An 18842-nucleotide genomic window follows, 5' to 3' on the forward strand; every position below is an offset into this window, starting at 1 on the left:
ACAGCAGCTAGTCCCGCTGGCCGTGGTCACAAGAAAGGTGATCGACGAACACGCCGGCCCCGTGCGAGCAGGCGCATCTGGATCGCGGACGGAAGCTTGTCAAGCAGGGTGCCGGCCCATCGAGGCCACCGCCGTGCAGCGGCGTAGTCCTGCCAGCTCACGCGTATCGTGGCTCGGGCATGGTCGGCGGCAGGGATCACGGCACCGTGGGTGGTGTCGGGTAGGTAGCGCCCCCTGACCGGGCAGTGCTGCACTTCGGCGGCGCGCAGGGCGCAGAGGCGGTGCTGGCCATTGGTCAGCATCTGGTCGCGGTCGTCCCATTCGATCGGCTCGATCAGCAAGGTCCGCAACCACTGCTTGTCTTCGGCCGAGAGCAGGACGTAGTCCGAGTGCCGCTGTGGCTGAGGGTCGTGCCCGTCGGCGGTGTCAAGGATTTCGGTGAGGATGCGGACCAGGCGCGGCCAATCGGGCTGATGGTACGAGCAGGAAGACATCGTCTCGCGGCCTTCCGCCGACAGGAAAGCTGCGGCGTGGGCGGTCTGCTCGTCTGCCACGATCGCCTTGTAGGTGTCGGCGATGCGGCCCATCCGGCAGTTGGACTGGCCATGTGGCCAGGGCAACGCTGACAACGGCACGGTGCGCAGCCCGTAGCGGGACTCCAGCGCCAGCCGGCGCTGAAAGGGATCGCTGAACCGGCTCGGATACCAGTCGGCCTCGTCGGTCTGCGGTCGGCAAGCCGCATCGATCGCCTCGGCGGCCTGCCGCTCGGCGTCGGTGGGCGCGTGGCTGTCGATGAACACAATCGACGGCTGGCCCGACCACCGGTTGCGGGCCTCCCAGGCGGCTCGCTCGGGATTGGGCACTGCCTGGACCTCGACCGTGTCCTCGCCGCGCAGCATCAGCACGCCGGGCAGCCCGTACACGCTGGCCACGACGACGATGCCACCCCAGACCGAGTCGACGAACAGATGCTGCGTCAGCTCGGGGTTGAGCAAACGCAGGTGCTCGACTCGGGCGAAGCCCTCGTCGACATCCTGGTCGCACTCAGGCCAGCGATCGCGATGGATCCGCAGATAGTCCCCCACGAGCAAAGCCGCAGCGGACTTGGTGAACCCGGTCGCCCGATACGGCGCACGGGGCGGCCAGTCTGCGTCCGCCCAGGTGACTTGCCCGGTCCACGGTATGGGTTCACGGCGCCACCGGTAGGGCTCGTGGCCCGCGGCTACGGCGCCCCGCAGGAGGACCTTCTCGGGGGGCGGCCACCACGGGTGCGCTTCATCGTGGCGAACACGGCCGGGGTTAGCGTGATCGAGAACGTGCACGTCACCACCACGCAGCACCAGCGGACCGGGAATGCCGTGACACCACACCACCGGCACCGGGCCAAAGTCGACGGACTCGCGCGTGAAAACCTCCCGCGCAAGGTCTTCGGCGAGATGTTCAATACGTTCAATGCGGGCGAAGCCCTCGTCCGCGCCCCGGCCCGACACCGCCGGACGATCAGTAGTGACGCGAAGGTAGTCGCCGATCAGCAAGTTGAACGAATTTTGTGGTCCCTTCGGCGCCACCGCAGCCCACTCCCTTCAGCACCTTCGCATTGGCCGACACAAGCCTCGTTCCGCCGTGTGAAGCGGCAGCCGGCTCTCACCTGTTTACCGTGGGGTGGACGTTCGGGCTCGGTGCGACACGAGGCTACGGAAGGAGGCGCGAGCAGGCATGCGGAGGTGGTTCGGAGCTGACCGGTGGCCGGCAGACGTGGCCGCGATGAGTACACAGCTTATTGACATCGGGCCAGGTTCTTGAGGAGCTCGATGTAGGGACCGTCGTCGAACTCGGCGGATGCCGCCTGTTGGCCATTGATCGTTAGTGACCACCCGTGGTCGTGCCCGGCGTCGCAGGCCTCGCAGGCTTCGCAGTCGATGTGCAACGTCTGATCGGCTCCGTAGATGCGGTAGCCGACGTTGGCCAGCACATGCAGGCCAATCGGACAGCGGGTGGGGACGACCACGACGCATGTGCCGTGCTCGATGGTTCGATAGTGCGGCCGCTCGACCTCGCCGCGTTGTGCGTGTCCCGCCTTCCGGATCCTCTCGGCCATTTCCACACGCAAACGCGTCCAGCGATGTAGTAGTGGTGTGCATAGTTTTCCTTCGTGGCGGCGGCTGACCCGTGCCCACCGCGCCCTTGAGGCTGGATTCACGGACTACCTCGAGTGACTCTGACAGCTCCGTGACGCAGCCCCGGACCAGGGACCAGCCCATCGAAAGGGACAAGTGGACGGCACCGACGTGACCTACCCGCACAGCCGACTTCGCGAAACTACACCAACAAGACATCACGAAAAGGTCACGCGCTAACAGCGGTGCAGGTCGGAAAGGGGTCCGCCCCGCGCCGCAGGAAACCTGGGCGACCCGGGCATTCGCCAACGCTCCCCGGATCGGTCCGCCCCGCGCCGCAGGGAACCTGGAGCGGGCAAGGCCCGCCCGCCACGACCACCCGGCGCCCCGCGGCTGCGGCTTGCGTCTCCTTGAGCAGGCGGATGGCCTCACGGGGCTGCTGGTACTGCTCGTTGGTCTCGTCCTCCCGCTGCGGCGCGAAGTGCTCGGCGCCGGCACGTCGCATCCGTCGTGGTCGACGAAGGCCAGGTAGTCAAACAGGTACTGCTCCAGCATCCGCTTCAAGAACGGGAACTGCCGGGGATGCCGTCCGGCAGATGCGAAGCTAGACGCCAGAGACGAGCCCAGCAGAGCGTGGGTGAGGGGAGGCGCCGGTCGTGAACATGATCAACCACGGCGGTGAGCGCGACGTGTTGGCCGCGGCTACCGAGGACCACGAGTCGGTCATCGCCCTGACCCGTGAACTGGTCGCCATCCCCAGCCGAGGCGGTGTCGACCCGTACGAGCCGGTGCTCAACCGGCTGAGTGGCTGGCTGGAACAGCGCAACCTCGTCGTCACCGTGCTCAGGGACAAGGCCGGCGCCACCGTCGGTCTGACCTGCGAGATCCGCGGAGTGCATCCCGGCCCCCGCTGGGTGCTCGACGCCTGTCTGGACACCGCGCCCTTCGGCGACGAGGCCGCCTGGACCCATCCGCCGACCTCCGCGACCATCGTCGACGGTTGGCTCTACGGACGCGGCAGCGCCGACTCCAAATCCGGCGCCGCGATCTTCTGCCACGTCGCCACCCGGCTCGCCACCATGACCGACCAGCTGCGCGGCAGCCTGGTACTGCTGTTCGACGTCGACGAGCACACCGGGGCCTTCGGCGGGGCGAAACGCTACTTCGAGGGCCCGGACGCACCCGACGACGTGGCCGGCGTGATGATCGGCTACCCCGGCATGGACAAACTCGTCGTCGGCGGACGCGGCGTGCACCGCGCCACACTGCACGTGCACGGCGTGGCCTCGCACTCCGGCGGTAGCAAAACCACTCCGAGCGCCATCGAGAAGGCCGCCAACCTGGTCCGGGTGCTCTCCGCGGCTGAGCTCGCCGACAGCGCCAGCTCCGAATTCCCGATGGCCGGCAAGCTGACCGTGACCGCGATCGAGGGAGGCCAGGGCTACTCGGTCACCCCGGACCTGTGCACCCTCCACGTCGATATCCGCACTACCCGCGACTTCGACGACGAGGACGCCGCCCGACTGCTGAAACACCTCGTCGCCCAAGTCGACCATGCGTGGCCCGGAACGCATCCGACCCTCATCCAGGTCGACACTCGCTGGCCCGCGTTCGCCCTCGCCGAAGACTCCCGACTGCGCGCCGCCATCCTCGACGCCGCCACAGCGGTCGGCGTCGAGGTCGAGCCCAAGATCGCCGGCCCGTCCAACATCGGCAACTACCTCGCCGGCCTGAACATCCCCGCCACCGCGGGCTTCGGCGTCGACTACGTCGGCCTACACGGCACCGACGAACGAATCCGCCTGGACACCATCCCCACCATCCAGGCGATCTACCACGCCGCCGTACTCGCGCTCCTGCGTCCGTAGCCCGACCATGCGCGGTTTCGACAACGAACAGTGGGACGTCCCGGCCTGCGGTGGATCACGCAACTCCCACTCGGGCCCGCCGCGCTCTAACCGCGTTCGGATCGTCGCGCGGACCGGGGAATCAACCACACCGGCATGGTGGACACGGCCGGTGCTTCCATAACCGACGGGCACACCACGCGACGTCACCACACGCGCACCGCAGGGACTCCTCGTTCATTCGACACCAGACCGGCGGCCGCGACGACCGGCGAGCGCCGGCGGGGGCGGCCGCCGGACTGCGCCCCAATGGCCGGACCGGCCCTGTCATCCCCGCCGGCCTGCCCGACACCGACAACGGCAGGCCACTCCCCCTGCTCAACACGGCAGCAGCCACAGCACAGGGCAACCACCGGCATCCCGACCCCAGGCCACCGACGAACCACAACCCCAGCCCCGAACGGCACCACTCCCAGGAACCGACGCCATGCCGGACCCCGAGGCCAGGACCTCGTGAGCTACGGACCTCATGACATCAGGAACTCCAGGAGACGGGGATCCGCAACGAGCACAGGCCAAGGCCGAACAGGACCATCACCCACCGGCCATCCCGACAGGGCCCGACCGTGCCCGACAGGGCCCAGCGTGCCGTGCGCGCTCGCGCTCTCCGGGACGGCAAGCTCGTGTACATGGCTGTTCCGAAGCTGGCGCGGGAACGCCCCTTCTGCCTGCTCGACCCCGCACAACTCGAGGTGCCTGCGGAACAGGCAGCCGACAGCCACCGTGCCATCGCCCTCGCCCCCACGGTGGACGTGGACGAGGTCCGGCCCGTCGACCTGGTGGTCTGCGGCAGTGTCGCGGTGAACCGGCGCGGGGTTCGCCTGGGCAAGGGAGCAGGCTATTCGGACCTGGAGGTGGCGCTGCTGCGGGAAGCGGGGCGGATCGGCCCTGAAACCGTGATCGCGACCACCGTGCATGCCCTCCAGGTCGTCGACGAGGACCTTCCCGAGTCGGACCACGACTTCAGTGTGGATCTGATCGTCACCCCCGAGCAGGTGATCGAATGCGGTCCGAGGCGACGCCCGGCGGGCCTGATGTGGGAGCGGCTTCCCGCCGAGAAGATCGCCGCCATCCCGGTGCTGCGACGGCGCGCCTCGGACCGACGGAGCCGCCCCGCTGGCCCGGGCGACGGACACCGACCGGGCCACGGATGAGAACGCCCATGACCGACGAGGAGAAGCGTGTCGGCTCCCTGGCCGAGGGGAACGTGACGCAGGCGCGCAAACGCATCGCGGCTGATCTGCTGAGCCGCGACGAAGCCGGTCGTCCTCCGCTGGGGCGAGCAGCGGGACCTACCCCGTTCGTACGACTTCGCGGAGCCACACCAACAGAAAATCACAAAATGGTCACGCGCTAACATCAGTGCAGGTCGGCAAGGGTCTGCCCCGCGCAAGCGGGGGTGAGCCGGTGACGGCGGTGGACGACTGGCGCGGACTCCGTCTGCCCCGCGCAAGCGGGGGTGAGCCGCGGACCGAGGTGGCCTGGCCCCCGGCCGACCCGTCTGCCCCGCGCAAGCGGGGGTGAGCCGCATGCCCAGGGTCACCCTCCGCGCCTGAACGAGTCTGCCCCGCGCAAGCGGGGGTGAGCCGGAACACATCATCACGCCCCTGGTCAACGCGTAGTCTGCCCCGCGCAAGCGGGGGTGAGCCGCAGGCGATCGCGTGGATCACCACCCGGCTGACGTCTGCCCCGCGCAAGCGGGGGTGAGCCGCACGACGTCCCGGCGATCATCACGCCGGCCACGTCTGCCCCGCGCAAGCGGGGGTGAGCCGGTCCTCACGCGGTGGACCGTACTGGGTTTGTTGGAGGCCCTGCACCCCAGGAAGGATGAGGAGCATGGGTTCCGCGAAGAAATACCCCCAGGAGTTGCGGCGACGCGCGGTGGAGATGGTCCGTGAACTGGAGGGGCAGTGGGGACCCGGACGTGGAGCCATCGCCCGGGTAGCCGACCAACTCGGAGTGCACCCCGAGGCCTTGCGGTACTGGGTCCGCAGCGGTGAACCCAGCACCCACACCGGCTCGGCGGACTCCACGAATACCGGGGAGTCGGACCGGGACCGGATCGCACGGCTGGAACGGGAAAACGCCGAACTCCGCCGATCCAACGAAATCCTCAAGGCTGCCTCGGCTTTTTTCGCCCGGGAGATGGACCCCCGCCCACCGAGCTGACCGAGTTCGTCGACCACCACCGGGACCGGTTCCCCGTGGAAGTATCCTGCCGCACAGTAGGGCTGAGCGTGTCCACCTACTACGCGATTCGCAACCGACGGACGAACCCCTCCGCCCGGCACCGCCGCGACCGGGAACTCGTTGCGGTGATCCGCCGGATTTGGGAGGACTCGCACCGGCTCTACGGGGCACGCAAGATCTGGGCGGCACTGCACCGCCAAGGCGTGACCGTGGCCCGCTGCACCGTGGAACGGCTGATGCGGTCCGAGGCCATGACCGGGCTGGTCACCCGGTCCCGCCGGCCGCGGTCGATGCTGCCCGGGCAGGTCGAGGGCCAGCCCGGTGACCTGGTCGAGCGGGTGTTCCGGGCACCGAGGCCGAACCGGTTGTGGGTCACGGATCTGACCTACGTTCGGCTCGGGGAGAGTCGGTTCGTGTATTCGGCGTTGGTCGTGGACGCGTTCTCGCGGGCGATTGTGGGGTGGCAGGTGTCGGATACCGCTGATACGTCGCTGGCGTTGGATGCGTTGGATATGGCGCTGTGGGCGCGGAGGAGTCGTCTGTCTCCTGGTTTGGTGGCTCATTCCGACCGGGGGGTGCAGTACACGGCGTTGCGTTACAGTCAGCGGTTGAGCCGGTCGGGGATCGCGCGGTCGGTTGGGCGTCGGGGTGATTCCTACGATAATGCGCTGGCGGAGTCGGTCAACGCGTTGTACAAGAAGGAGCTGATTTACCGGAAAGGCCCGTGGAAGGGGGTTGCGGACGTCCGCGCTGCTACTGCGGAGTGGATTCACTGGTACAATCACCACAGGCTGCATAGTTGGTGTGGGAATAGGCCACCGTTGGAGTACGAGGAACGACACTGGCGACAGGCCACAGCGGTCTGAACGCACACGAGCGTGGGAGGCACGGCCTCCAACACCACCGGGGCGGTCCAGAGGGCTCCGAGGGAACAGCCCCGCGTGCGCGGGGACGACCCGCACCCACCCGCCGCGAGGCATCGAGATCCACGGAACAGCCCCGCGTGCGCGGGGACGACCGGCCACACCTCGGCGAGGACGTCGAACTGGCCGGAACAGCCCCGCGTGCGCGGGGACGACACTTCCTGACCTGCGGCGTTACGGGCGTCAGGGCCGATTCTCATTCACTTTCCTGCTGACCTTTCGTGCCACCACCGACTGCCTCCGCACAGTATGCCGGCCAGCAGCCGAGGGCGGAATGAGGGTGCGGTGCTGGTTCGGAGCCCCCCGAGGTCGGGGCCGGGACAACGGGCCCTATCGAGTCGGACGCGTCGCTCCGGCGTAGTCGTCGCCGTTGTACCGGTAATTGTTTACCTGCACTGGCTGCCCGAAGGTAGGAGCGTTGATCATCAGACCGTCACCGAGGTACAGGCCAACGTGATGGATGTTGCCAGGGCTGCCGTAGAAGACGAGGTCGCCCGGCAGCAAGGGGTGTCCGGGGGGAACGCGTGGACCGGCGTCGAACTGGGTTTGCGCGGTTCGCGGGAGCGCGATGCCGGCGGCACCATAGGCGGCTTTGGTGAATCCGGAGCAGTCGAAGCCCGCGTCGCCGCCGTCTGGCCCGTTGCCGCCCCAGACGTAGGGCAAACCTCGTTGCCCGCAGGCGTAGTTCAGGGCGGTCAGCGCAGTGGCGTTGGGGGCCTGGATGGCGTTGCAGTCACCGCTGCCGATGCTGGTCCTCGCGACCTCGGCGTAGGTCCTGGCTTGTTCCAACACCATCTCGACGTACCACTCCGCCCGGTTGTAGGCGAAGATCGCCCCTCGGAGATCGCCCTGTCGGACGCCTTCGTCGCAGAGCAGGAACGCTGCGGCGTGGATGGCGTCGTGGGGGTTGTACCGCGAGGGCGGAGAGGTGCCACCTGGCGGGATCTGGTGCCGGGCGATGACGGTGTCGAAGGTGGCGGCGAGAAACTGCATCGGCCCGCCGGCACCCGCGTAGTTCTCACCGTGGTGAACGCCCGGAAGGGGCGAGCGGCCGTGGTCGGTCTCAACCTTGCCGATCGCGGCGAGCACCGTCCAGTCCAGGCCTGGGCAGTGGGGTGCGGCGGTGAGATAGAGCAGGCAGTACTCGGTTGGGATGTCGGCGACTGGGTCCGTGCAGTCGACGGCGGTGGACGAGGTGCCGAGCAGCGCACGGGTTGCCGAGCCCACGCTCTGGGCGATCAGGATGGGGAGGAGGAGCAGGGCCGCGGTGGCGGCGATGGCGAGCTTGGGGGTCACGGCCTCACCTCCGCTCCCGCGGGCGCACCTGGGTGCTCCCGAGGACCGGGGCTGGTGGCATCGGAGGCGGTGGGGGAACCGTCGAGCTTGTCGTACTCGCGGCACAGGCGGTCTCCTTGCTCGGCGTGACCGGCGGGACGACGTGTGGCCAAGCGTCGAGTAGCTCGGCAAGGGGGAGGCGAGACTCGCCAGTGGATGTGCCCACCGGGAGCCATACCGCGTCCGCCGGGCTCGGGCTGGCTGATTCGCGAGTGAGGAGTTCGGCCGCGGCGGTGGCGACGGGTACCGAAAGTGGGTTGTCCAACTCCCGCCATGTTCGGGCGAGCACCCGGCGGGCGGTGGCTTCACGTCGTGACGTCGGCAGCCATACCAGCACGGGGGTGGTGATCCCGGTGGCCTCAGCGAGGGCCGCGTACCCAGCCAGTTTCCCGGCGAGCTTGGCCAGCACTTCAGTGCCGAAGTCGTACTCGAGGAACCACTCGATGTGCCGACCACCGTGTTGCCAGCGGCCATATCCGTCGGGCTTGACCAAGTCGCCGAAGTGGCGTGCGCACCGAGCCTCGGACCACCACGCAGCCAACGTCATCCGCTCCTCACCTTCGTGATGGCGCACTGCGCGGTCGATCAGGGAGGTGAACCACTCGTTGACGCCGACCGTGTGGGCGAGGCGCAGGCTGTGGGCGATGCCGAAGGCTCGATCGTGGCGGTAGCCCATCTCCTTGGCGTCCACACCGTCTTCGGCGGCGAGGACCGCCGCTCCGGCGGGCGCCAGTACGTAGTGCATCGGGGCGCTCCCGACGGTGACAAAGGGCTGGAAACGGTCGAGCACGCCCCAGGTGTAGAGCTCGCGTAGCCGCATCCGGCCGGAGCGGAAGGAGGGGAAGGCCATGGCGGTGATCTGATGGGAGGTGAGGACACGGTGCTCCCACAACATCCGGGTGATCCACTTGTCGCGCGGTGTGAGGCGTCCCGCGAGGCGAGTCTGGTGTTCCACGGTGTTCGCCGCGCGAGGCGTGGGTCTGGTGGGTCTGTGCCCGCGCAACGCGCGTTGTCGGGTGGGGTTGGTGATCAGCTGGTCACCTCCGAAGAAACAAAGGGGTGGAATTGCAGTAGATGCGACCTTCGGGTAGTTCACTGTAACTTCCAGTTATTACTGGGTCCAACTATGTGCCGTCTGCTACACCATTGCGGTGGGTCTTGAGTCTTCTGGTTGAGGGCGCCTTGTGGTGGAAGGTGTTGTTCACCTTGATCCGCATTGTGAAATGGTGATGCGATGACATTGCGTGGCGGCCAGTTGTATACAGTGTCATCCGTGTCTGGCTGCACGAGGTGGCGAACAGTCTGTTCGTGAACTACCTGCTGATTCCTGCTAGTGACTGAGGAAGTGCGCGGGGAGTGGTTCGGTGACGCGCCGAGGCCACTCTAGGGTGATCGGCCGTGTAATTGATGGTGTGGTGGCTGGAGCTGAAGTCTGATCGATCGGTAGAATGATTACATGCATGTCTCAGAGTTCGTTGCGCAACTTGAGTATCACTTGAGTCAGATGGCGGCGAAGAACGACCATCACAGGTTCGAAAAGCTCTGTGTTGAAGTGGCTCGCCGCCGCATCGCCACTAACATCTTTGTAGCGACCGGACCCGTCGGGGCCGGTGGGGACGGAGGTCGGGATGGTGAAACCTTCGACACGGCACTCCCTCACGAAGTTGCCACCTGGTTCTCGGTTCGCGCAACAACGGCGAGTGTGGCCGTGGCTTGCAGTACCGGTGATTACAAGAAGAAGATCCCCTCGGACGTGCGCAAGATCCTTCTTGCGCGTGATAGGGAGTTCGACCGCATCGTCTACTTCTCGGCGCAGGTGATACCTTCCGGTGAGCGACTAGCACTGCAGGAAAAACACGCGACCGAGAGGCTCGCAGTCTGGGATCGGCATGCCATAGCGCGAGTTCTCGCTGAGCCGGATCTACACTGGGTTGCGAAGCACTACCTGGGCCTACCTGCAAGTATTGTTGAAGATCTCGAGCCGGACAACGAACTCGGACTTGATCTCGATGGTGAAGCCTACTATGTCCCGGCGCAGGCGCTTGTCGCATCTCTGGGCAAAGCCCTTGCGATGCGTCCGATCAAGTCTCAAGTGGTGTCCAGTACGGTTGCTGATCTGCAACGGCGGCACGTTGCCTTGCACCTCGCGTTGGACACGTTGCCCGTTACCGACCAGCATGCGTACGAACTGAGTCGACAGTTGGACGAGTCCGCCCGAGCTCTCCGGCGGCTGAACAGTTCCAGTGCAGAAGCGTTGGTGGTTTACGGGCTTCTGGAAGTCCCGGACGAGGTTGCGCCCACCGGCTCTGATGGCGCCAAGCAAGATCAGAGCTTGTAGGTCAAGGTACGTGGTCCGTCAGCCAGCAGAGGAACAGTGCAGGGGTTCAAGTACCGGCCATTCACCAGGGAGACCACAGCAGCCGGGCGATGTCAGGTGTTGCGGCGGGGGTCGGTGCTGGCCGGACGCCCGACGCGGTCGTGCGAATCAGGTGGGGGCGACCCCACCTCCTCGTACGCCGGCGGGTTGGCGAGGTGCGAGGTCCTGCCGGCGGTGACCTCGGCCGCACGGGCGCGTGTCCTGAGGCGTGCCGCAGTGCGGATCTCTCGTGCGCGTCCGGGCACGGCCGGCGGCAGGGGCTGGGTGAGCATGGTGAAGGGCTGGGCTTCCTCACCATGGAGGACCAGGCGGACAGCGGCGTGGTAGACGCCGAGGTGGGCGAGGTCGTGTTCGGACAGCCTCGGCGCGGTGTGGCGGGCCAGCTCGCGGGAGTCTTCGGGGGCACTGAAGAAGATTTTGGACCGGGCGTTGGTGGACATGCCTTCCCGCAGTTCCCGGGGGAGTTGGCCGAGGTGCTGGTGGGCCAGGGTCATGGCGACCCGGAAGCCCCTGGCTTCGGCGAGCATGTCCTCGATCGGGTAGGGCAGGTTCAGGAAGTTGTGGCATTCGTCGATGACCAGGCTGGCGTCCCGCCGTAGGCGCTGCGGGACGCGTGCTCGTCTGGTGGTGTCCTGCCAGGTGCGCGCGACCACGAGGGAACCGACCAGCCTGGTGGTTTCCTCGCCCAGGGAGCCCTTGGGGATGCGGACGAGGCAGATCCCGCCGTTGAGCACCTCACTCATGTTCACGGTGGATCGGCCGCCGGCGATGGCGTCCCGGACGAACGGGCGCAGGAGGAACGCCCGCAACTTGTTCATCAGCGGGCTGATGACCTGGGAACGGGACGAGTCGGTCAGATCCTCGTACCAGGACCAGAAACCTCGGAGCACGGGGTCGGTGACACCGGCGGTCACGCGGCTGCGGAAGGCGGCGTCGGACAACAGCTTGGGCAGGTCCGCGAGAGTGGCACTGCCTTCCTGCCCGCGCAGAGTCAGGCAGGCGGCGCGAAGGACATCATCGGTGCGGGGTCCCCAAAACGCGCTGTAGACACGGCGGAACACGCTGACGAGGTTGTCCACGGTCAGGTCAGTCTCACCGCCGTCGAGCGGGTTAAGACAGGGCGGTCGGGAGCGGCTGTCGGCGTCGAAGAGCACGACCCGGTCGGCGGCGGAGCGCGGTAGACGGGACAGGACATCGGTCACCAGGTCGCCCTTCGGATCGACCAGCACGATCCCACGGCCTGCCTCGGCGTCGGCCAGGATCATGTTCCCCAACAGGGTTGACTTGCCGGAGCCGGTCGCGCCGATCACGTGCAGGTGGTGACGTGCGTCGGGCACTCGCAGCGCGACGGGCCGTGGCTGGCCGGTATCGGTGGTCCCGAGTGGTTTGGCCTCCGGGCCGGGGGCGGCGATACCCGGTGGCGGAGCCAATGCCCGAGCACCGGCGCGGTGGATACCGGGGATGGCCGCGTCAGTGGGGAGATGGGCGATCGCGGCCAGTTCGGGAACCGACAGCAGGTCTCCCCGCCCCAGACGGCGGGAGTCGAGGGTGGCGGCGGGGTTGCGGAGGCGGTGGCGGGTGTAGTGGTTGTGCTCGGTGTAGGAGGCGAAGCTCGCCGCGAGTGCGTGCGCACGGCCCCGGGCCACCTCACGTGCCGTCCTGGTCTCTCCGTCGCCGCTGTCGTTGGGCACCAGGGTGGACACGGCGTAGCGGACGACGGTCTCGAACTGGCTGCCTCGCTGCTTGGTCACGATGGCTCGGTTCTGTGCCGCGTACTCCAGCGAGGTCCGCGGGTCGCTGTGCAGGCCCCCGCTGGCCGTCCGCGTTCCCGGTCGCCTGACGCGGGCGGAGGGGCCGGGGGTGATGGCGTCGAGTAGGCGACCGACTAGGCGGGCAGCGCCGCCGCTGTGCACCCGACGGGCCGCCCGACGGGCGCGTTGCACACGACGCCCGGTGACCGGGCGGGCCAGAACCTGCACACAGGCGTGTTCGTCGCGGCCAAGCCCGACGGGCGCGCCGAGGAGCGCGCGGATCGGGTCGGCGTCGAAGTCGGTGCGCAGTGGAAGGGCCTCGGGGCGCGCCAGGCGGAGCTCGCCGCCCACGACAAGCCGCCGTTGTCCTGGCCCCGGCGGTGGAAGAGGTGGCGCGGCGGGGGTGACGCGGGTGTGGGCGCCGGGCCAGGCAGCTTCGATCGCACGCTCGGCCAGGCCCGGCGGGACGCGGCCGGGGACCCACAGGGAGATCGCCACTCCGGTCTCCGAGAACGTGTACTCGCAGGCGAGGTGCGGTTGTCCCGTGAGCGCACGGCGCCAGCCTGGCCGCAGGAGCCCGACGAGGTTGGACCACAGGGCGATCCCGCCGGCGGGATCGACTTCGGGTGGGGCGAGGACGGTGATCTGGCGGGCATCGGCGAGCAGGAGCGCGTGGCACCGCCGCGACCACCACCGCTGGCCCAGCAGGACGGTCGAGCCGAGAACGGTGACGATCGGGATCGCGACCGGCCCCCAGGCCGCCATGAGCCGATGTAGGTGTCCTAGCAGGATGACCAGGGTTCCGCCCGGATCGTGGAGGTAGTCCTCCAACCAGCCCGCCCTGGGCGCGTTGGCCGGTTGTGCGGTGGGTGGCTGGGGGAGGGCCGTGCGTGGTACGGGGAGCATCGAGGTCCTCTCCATGGGTAGGTGACGGGCTTGGGGTGATGCCGCTCTGTCATCGGGGGTGGAGAGCCACCTGGTCGTCTGCGGTGTCGCCGTCGTCGTGCGGGCCAAGGTCGACGAAGCCGGTGTGGTCGGACGTGGTGTCCTCGGCGGAGGACGCCAGTTCAGCCGGTTCGCTGGTGACCAGGGCGTGCTCGGTGGGGGAGGCGATGCACTGGAAGGCCACTCGTTGGGTTCCGGCGGAGAGCAGGCCCTGTCCGCGGTCTGCGGAGAGCAGGAACGCCCGTTCGCCGGCGGAGAGGTCGAAGGTGCGGGTGATCTCGTCGATCGCCTGTGATGCCTGCCGCAGCAGCACCTGGGTGGCGGCGTTTGCGACGACCGCCTTGCCAAGCTCGTTGCCGAGGACGTCGGCGGTGTCCTGGGTGGCCACGGTCAGTCCTGCCCAGTGCTTGCGGGACGCCTTGGCCATGCGGAACAGGAACTCCGCGCCGGCCTTCTCCTTCATCAGCAGCCATGCCTCATCGACCACGACCAGACGCGGACGGCGGATCGTCGGGTTCGACACCCGTCTCCACACCGCATCCAGGGTGAGCAGGGTGCCAATGCTCTTCAACTCGTCGGGCAGGTCACGCAAGCTGAACACCACGAGGTGACCTTCGGGGTTGATGCTGCTGGGACCGTCGAACAACTGCTTGAACGCACCCTCGACGAACGGGTGCAGCCGCGCGGCGAGCTCGCGGGCGGCCTGGTCGCCGGCCTGTCCGGCTCGGCCCAGTTGGTCTCTCAGGTCGCGCATCGTTGGGGACGGTCGGGTCCAGGTGCGGGTGTCGGCGGTGATGCCGACGCTCTGGTAGGTCGCGGCGATCGCTCGGTCCAACGCCGCCCGTTCCGCAGCGGTTGGTTCCCCACCGAGCAGGACGGCGAGCACGGTGTGCAGGAACAACGCCTGGCGGACCACGGCGTCTTTGGGTGCGGTGCGCCGCCCGTCCGGGCGCGTGTGGATGGGAAGGTCGAACGGGTTGAGCCGAACGCCACGCGCGCCGAGGTGGACGTCGGTGCCGCCCACGGCGGCGGCGAGCCGGGCGTACTCGTCCTCGGGGTCGACCACCGCGATCTCCACGCCCCGGTACAGGCTGCGCAGCAGCTCCAACTTGACCAGGTAGGACTTTCCCGCGCCGGACCTGCCGAGGACCACGCTGTTGTGGTTGTGCATTCCCTCCCCAAACCGGTCCCAGTGCACCAGGCCCTGGGAGCCGATGTTGTAGCCGTAGAGCACCCCCGAGGGTGCTGCGACGCTCGTTGGGTCCGGGGCGGGCAGGTCCGGACTGGTGAAGGGGAACGCGGCGGACAGGGCTGCGGTGTCGAAAGTGCGGCGTAGGCCGATGAGGTCCAGGCCCATCGGCAGGGTCGTTACCCAACCCTGGAGGCTGCGGTAAGTGGTGTGCTTGGCGTCGAGCAGCAGGCTTGAGCACAGCGCCCGCACCGCCGCCACCTCGTCGGTGAGCGCTTCCTCGGTCGTGGCGTGCACTGTCAGGTACAGCCCGACCCGGAACAGTTTGCCCTCGCCGCGTGCGACGCGGGAGGACAGGTCGTGTGCGTCCTCGGTGGCGGCTTCGACCTGGGGGTCGGACAGACGGCCGTGCTCGGCGGTGTGCCGACGTCCAGCTTCGAGTTTCGCCAGTTGGCGCTTCAATCTGCTGGCGGCGGTGGCGGGATCGATCGGCTCGATGTGGACCGCGACGTCGAGGCGACCCGGGTAGCTCAGGAGCGGAGCGAGCCAGCCGGGGTGTACTTCGCGGGGGAACCCGACGACGGCGAAACTGCACAACCACTCGCCGCCGACCTCGAGATGCCGAGCGCCGACCGACAGGGCGTCGGGGGTGAACACGGCCGCTGAGGGAGGGGGTGTGCCCGGGCCGTGTCCGGGGCGCGGGGTGCGCAGAGCCATCAGCGGTGTCTCCCTTCGGGGTTGTCGGTCCAGTCCTCGTTCATCCAGTCCTCGGTCTCGCTGGGCCAGCCCTCGCCCGAGGAGGACTCGTGCCTGCCCGGTTCGTTGACGTCGCCGTCACGGGGGGTGCCGCCGCGACCGACAGGACTGGCTGCGGAAGGCACGTCGAAAGGGCGGTCGTACCGGTCGTCGGTCAGGTCCGGGGCCGCAGCCGTGGTGATGACCTCGTCGGCCCCGGCCGTCGCGGCCGAGGGCGGCAGCAGGGTGTCGGGGTTGCAGGCTGAGGCCAGCACCGCGGTCGCCTGCCCAGCATCCAGCGGACTGACCGTGATCCCGGCGGGAGACAACAGCTCGACGGCCTCGGTCAGGCGCCGCACCAACCGTGACTCGGCTGCTCGCCGGGCTGCGGCGGTGGGCTCGCCAATGTGCGCGCGACGGCCGGTCGTCAGGGCGCCGAGCTTGGCCCACAGCCCGGGGCCGCCGAGCCCGTCCGTAGGTCCCGGCCCGGCGAGCTGTTCCCGGAGGATGAGCAGCACCTGGCGACGAAGCAGGTCGGTCTGCTGCCCGAGCCGCACCAGGTAGTCGGCGTGCTCGACCGCTGCGGACTCCAGGGCGGGATGCGGCAACCCACCCGCCTGGGCGCGCAGTTCCGCGATCTGACCCGACAGGTCCAGCCGTTCGGTGCGGACCAGCACCTGCACCGGGGCGGTCAGGCTGTGCAGGTAGCGGCCGAAGGTCGCCGTGAGTGCCTCCTGCTCGGTGGGGGTGCGCAGGGCGAAGTTCACCGTGCTGGCGACCGCGACCACCGCCACACCATCGGCGCCCAGATCGATGACACCGGTCTCGGTGACGGCCTCGGCCGGCAGCTGGAGCGGGGAAGGGGACACCTGCTCAGGGCGCGTCCGGTAGTCCCGTGAGCCGTCGGCGGCGGAGGTGAGCCAGGCTGGCGCCTGCCGGACGCCCTCCGGCGCGGCGACCCGGCGACGGGGTGCAAGACGTTGGCGGATCGCCGCGACCAGCAGCATGTCCATCGGTATGCCATCGCGCTTACCGAGCGCCACGACGCCCGCCAGCGCACCCAGGGGAAGGGCGACGGCCAGGAAGACGGGCAGCGGCAGGAACGAGCGGGTGGCCCACCAAGCCAGGTACAGCGCTCCGGCGGCGGCGGCGAGGATCGCCAGTTGCCGTGCGGTGAGCGGGCCGAGTACCCGGTCGTGCATGTCGACGTCGGCCGGGATGCGGACGGGCGCGGTCATGACGTCCTACCTCCGTTCTGGGGACGTGGCCGCGCGACCTGCGCGGAAGGCGGAGGGGGTGGGGGCGCTGGTTGTCGTGCGGCGCCCGGTAGGTCGAGGGGGAGTCGCAGCTGCCGGCCGGTTCGCGGGGTCGAACCCGAGGGCGACGTCGGTGGGGGAGCGGGTGGGCGCGCTCGCCGCAGACCGTCCAACGGCAGGGGGTACTGGCCGGCGCGGGTCGGACGGTTCCCCCAGTACGGGTCGACGGGAAGCTCCGGCTGCGCCACCCGCCGCCCGCGTGCCGCTCGCCCAGGGGGTGGGGGACTCGGTGTCACTCTCGGCGTCCGCCGCACTCCCTCCAGCGGCAGGGGGTACTGGCCGGCGCGGGTGGGGCGGTTTCCCTGGTACGGCTCGAAGGGCAGGGCCGGTTGCCCTCGCGGTACACCGCCGCGGCGGGGACGGCTCTCCGCGCCTGACGGCGAAGCGGTGGGACTTGACGGGACGCGCTCGACATCGAACGGCAGCCGGTACTGCCCGTCCCGACCCAGGACGGGTCGGTTCTCGGGCCAGTCCCGTCCCAGAGGCAGGGCCAGTTGCCGACCCCGCGCCCCCGAGGGTGTCCGTGGTGAACGCGGCGTGGACGCCGACGCGGTGGTGGCTGCGGCCCGGCGCCGGTGAACGCCAGGGGAGATGCCGGTGTGCTGGGCAGCGGAGGTGGTCGGCTGGGCCAAGGGAGTCCGGGCGGTGGTGCGGGCTGCGCCGCCAGCGAGCCCCGCACCACCGCCGGCAGGGGTACGCGGTCGAGAGCCCTTACCACCGCTGCCACCGCCGAGCAGACCGAAGGTCTTGTACGCGAGGAACCCCTTCACCAGCGACCCGACGAAGCTGCGCCCACCGCCACCCCGAATCGAGGCCAGCACCCAAAACGGGATCTTGAACAGGATGTACATCAGCGCTGACGCCACGAGCAGATTGACCGCGCCGGAGGAGGTCGCGCCGAACAGCGTGAACCCGCCCGGGGTGAGGAACACCGTCGTCGCAGTGATCAGGGTCAGGCTCTGCCCGAGCTGAATCGCCAGGCACCCGGCATAGGCCTTCCACCACCAGTAGGCGATTCCCTCGGTCTGGGGCAGGGCGTGGAACATCAAGGCCAGCGGGGCGGCGACAACGAGGACGATGGTCAGCGCGACCCGCACGACGTAGGTGATGAGCAACGCGACGAGCATCGCCACGAAGACGATGCCGATGAAGATGACCCACAACCCGCCGTCCAGGCCGCCAAGCACCACATCGCCCAGCGCCTCGCCAGCCGAGTGCTCCTCCACACCCTCGCCCATGATCGCGCCCACCAGCGCGTTCGCGAGGTGAATCCCCTTGGTCGCCACCCACAGACTCAGCGCTCCAGCCAGGAACCCGACGACCAGACGCGGCGCGAGTTCCTTCACCGAGTGCCGGGTCTGCAGCGTCTGGTAGCTCATCACGATGATGCCCGCGAGCAGGACGAGCAGGCCGTAGGAGAGCAGCAGGATCTGCCAGGAGTTCTCCCACAGCTCACCCACACGCGGCACCGCCTCGGGCGTGGGTGTGGTGAGCAGGGTCGTCGACAACAGCTCGAGCAGCGGGTTGAGTGCCTGGGTGACGACACCACGGAAGAAGGCGTCGATGGACTCGGTGATGCAGGCGCCGATGTTCGTCAGACCGCACCTGCTGTCGGGCTCCTCCTGCTCGGGCTGCTCAGATACCGGCGGGACCGGGGAGGGCGCGGTGCGGTCCGGGTGCGGGATGCAGCCTTCTCCCGAACACGGCGCCGTCGAGGATGTCGGGATGTCCGGCGGATCGCAGTACTGCGGCAGGAGCGCGGGGTCACACATCGGCGGCGGAGGTGCCAGGGAGGACAACGGCCACTCCGTGCTCGAAGGAGGCTCCGGTGCCGCCGCCATCCGCACTACCCCGACACCGTCGACGAACTCGGCCGCAGCCGACTGGGCGTTGGGAGCCGCGACCGCGCCCGACACGACGAGGAGGCTCACCGCCAACACCGCCGCGCGGTAGCGAAGTCCCCGCGCGGCGGTCGAGGAGCCGACGACCGGCGGCGAGGGCAGTGGGCAACACCACCGGAACCAGGAGCGCGCGCAGGGCGTGACGGTGCGCATCGC

Annotated in this window: 13 protein-coding genes; 5 read left to right on the plus strand and 8 right to left on the minus strand. The window is 68.8% G+C overall.

Features of this window, described 5'->3' with window-relative positions:
- Window positions 1–26: 26 nt before the first annotated feature.
- Both ACOJVX_RS12680 and ACOJVX_RS12685 read right to left on the minus strand, forming a co-directional pair.
- On the minus strand, window positions 27–1568 hold the full coding sequence (locus tag ACOJVX_RS12680; protein WP_418155907.1) for a hypothetical protein: 1542 nt from the start codon (window positions 1566–1568) through the stop codon (window positions 27–29).
- Between the two features lie 209 nt (window positions 1569–1777).
- Window positions 1778–2098 carry a hypothetical protein gene (locus ACOJVX_RS12685; protein WP_418155906.1) on the minus strand — a complete coding sequence of 107 codons (321 nt, stop codon included), beginning with the start codon at window positions 2096–2098 and terminating at the stop codon, window positions 1778–1780.
- Between the two features lie 681 nt (window positions 2099–2779).
- On the opposite strand from ACOJVX_RS12685, the gene ACOJVX_RS12690 reads away from it, so the two are divergent.
- From ACOJVX_RS12690 to ACOJVX_RS12705, 4 genes are all read left to right on the plus strand, one after another.
- On the plus strand, window positions 2780–3985 hold the full coding sequence (locus ACOJVX_RS12690) for a M20 family metallopeptidase (protein WP_418155918.1): 1206 nt from the start codon (window positions 2780–2782) through the stop codon (window positions 3983–3985).
- A gap of 605 nt (window positions 3986–4590) precedes the next feature.
- Window positions 4591–5178, plus strand: a complete 588-nt coding sequence (locus tag ACOJVX_RS12695) for a 5-formyltetrahydrofolate cyclo-ligase (RefSeq protein ID WP_422646768.1) — start codon at window positions 4591–4593, stop codon at window positions 5176–5178.
- A 682-nt stretch (window positions 5179–5860) separates the two neighbouring features.
- Complete coding sequence (locus ACOJVX_RS12700; protein ID WP_030106222.1) at window positions 5861–6193, plus strand: transposase; 333 nt, start codon at window positions 5861–5863, stop codon at window positions 6191–6193.
- 35 nt (window positions 6194–6228) lie between these two features.
- Window positions 6229–7080 (plus strand): IS3 family transposase, encoded by an 852-nt coding sequence (locus ACOJVX_RS12705; RefSeq protein ID WP_422646769.1) that lies wholly within the window; start codon window positions 6229–6231, stop codon window positions 7078–7080.
- A gap of 387 nt (window positions 7081–7467) precedes the next feature.
- On the opposite strand, the gene ACOJVX_RS12710 is transcribed toward ACOJVX_RS12705, so the two are convergent.
- Window positions 7468–8433 carry an NlpC/P60 family protein gene (locus tag ACOJVX_RS12710; protein ID WP_418156066.1) on the minus strand — a complete coding sequence of 322 codons (966 nt, stop codon included), beginning with the start codon at window positions 8431–8433 and terminating at the stop codon, window positions 7468–7470.
- Window positions 8434–8437: 4 nt separating this feature from the next.
- Entirely contained in the window at window positions 8438–9505 is a 1068-nt protein-coding gene (locus tag ACOJVX_RS12715) for a replication-relaxation family protein (protein ID WP_418156069.1), read from the minus strand.
- Window positions 9506–9928: 423 nt separating this feature from the next.
- Between ACOJVX_RS12715 and ACOJVX_RS12720 the strand changes: the two genes are divergently transcribed.
- Window positions 9929–10810: a hypothetical protein gene (locus ACOJVX_RS12720; RefSeq protein WP_418156067.1), complete on the plus strand. Its 882-nt coding sequence runs from the start codon at window positions 9929–9931 to the stop codon at window positions 10808–10810.
- Between the two features lie 92 nt (window positions 10811–10902).
- Here ACOJVX_RS12720 and ACOJVX_RS12725 read toward each other — a convergent pair whose 3' ends face one another.
- The 4 genes from ACOJVX_RS12725 to ACOJVX_RS12740 are packed head-to-tail and all read right to left on the minus strand — an operon-like array spanning window position 10903 to window position 18839.
- Window positions 10903–13506, minus strand: coding sequence for a type IV secretory system conjugative DNA transfer family protein (locus tag ACOJVX_RS12725; protein ID WP_422646770.1), 2604 nt, complete (start codon window positions 13504–13506; stop codon window positions 10903–10905).
- 49 nt (window positions 13507–13555) lie between these two features.
- Window positions 13556–15451 (minus strand): VirB4 family type IV secretion system protein, encoded by a 1896-nt coding sequence (locus tag ACOJVX_RS12730; RefSeq protein WP_418154118.1) that lies wholly within the window; start codon window positions 15449–15451, stop codon window positions 13556–13558.
- Entirely contained in the window at window positions 15451–16707 is a 1257-nt protein-coding gene (locus ACOJVX_RS12735) for a PrgI family protein (protein ID WP_418154117.1), read from the minus strand. Before ACOJVX_RS12735 ends, ACOJVX_RS12730 begins: the two co-directional genes overlap by 1 nt.
- Window positions 16704–18839 carry a hypothetical protein gene (locus tag ACOJVX_RS12740; protein ID WP_422646771.1) on the minus strand — a complete coding sequence of 712 codons (2136 nt, stop codon included), beginning with the start codon at window positions 18837–18839 and terminating at the stop codon, window positions 16704–16706. The genes ACOJVX_RS12735 and ACOJVX_RS12740 overlap by 4 nt, the downstream gene beginning before the upstream one ends.
- Window positions 18840–18842 lie beyond the last annotated feature (3 nt).

The sequence above is a fragment of the Actinoalloteichus caeruleus genome, assembly GCF_049311605.1.
Classification (GTDB): domain Bacteria; phylum Actinomycetota; class Actinomycetes; order Mycobacteriales; family Pseudonocardiaceae; genus Actinoalloteichus_B; species Actinoalloteichus_B caeruleus.

Bases quoted from the DNA above. Each gene is read 5' to 3' on its own strand.
- ACOJVX_RS12685 (WP_418155906.1), bottom strand. From the start codon at position 2,098: ATGGCCGAGAGGATCCGGAAGGCGGGACACGCACAACGCGGCGAGGTC.
- ACOJVX_RS12690 (WP_418155918.1), top strand. From the start codon at position 2,780: ATGATCAACCACGGCGGTGAGCGCGACGTGTTGGCCGCGGCTACCGAG.
- ACOJVX_RS12700 (WP_030106222.1), top strand. From the start codon at position 5,861: ATGGGTTCCGCGAAGAAATACCCCCAGGAGTTGCGGCGACGCGCGGTG.
- ACOJVX_RS12720 (WP_418156067.1), top strand. From the start codon at position 9,929: ATGCATGTCTCAGAGTTCGTTGCGCAACTTGAGTATCACTTGAGTCAG.
- ACOJVX_RS12725 (WP_422646770.1), bottom strand. From the start codon at position 13,506: ATGCTCCCCGTACCACGCACGGCCCTCCCCCAGCCACCCACCGCACAA.
- ACOJVX_RS12730 (WP_418154118.1), bottom strand. From the start codon at position 15,451: ATGGCTCTGCGCACCCCGCGCCCCGGACACGGCCCGGGCACACCCCCT.
- ACOJVX_RS12735 (WP_418154117.1), bottom strand. From the start codon at position 16,707: ATGACCGCGCCCGTCCGCATCCCGGCCGACGTCGACATGCACGACCGG.
- ACOJVX_RS12740 (WP_422646771.1), bottom strand. From the start codon at position 18,839: ATGCGCACCGTCACGCCCTGCGCGCGCTCCTGGTTCCGGTGGTGTTGC.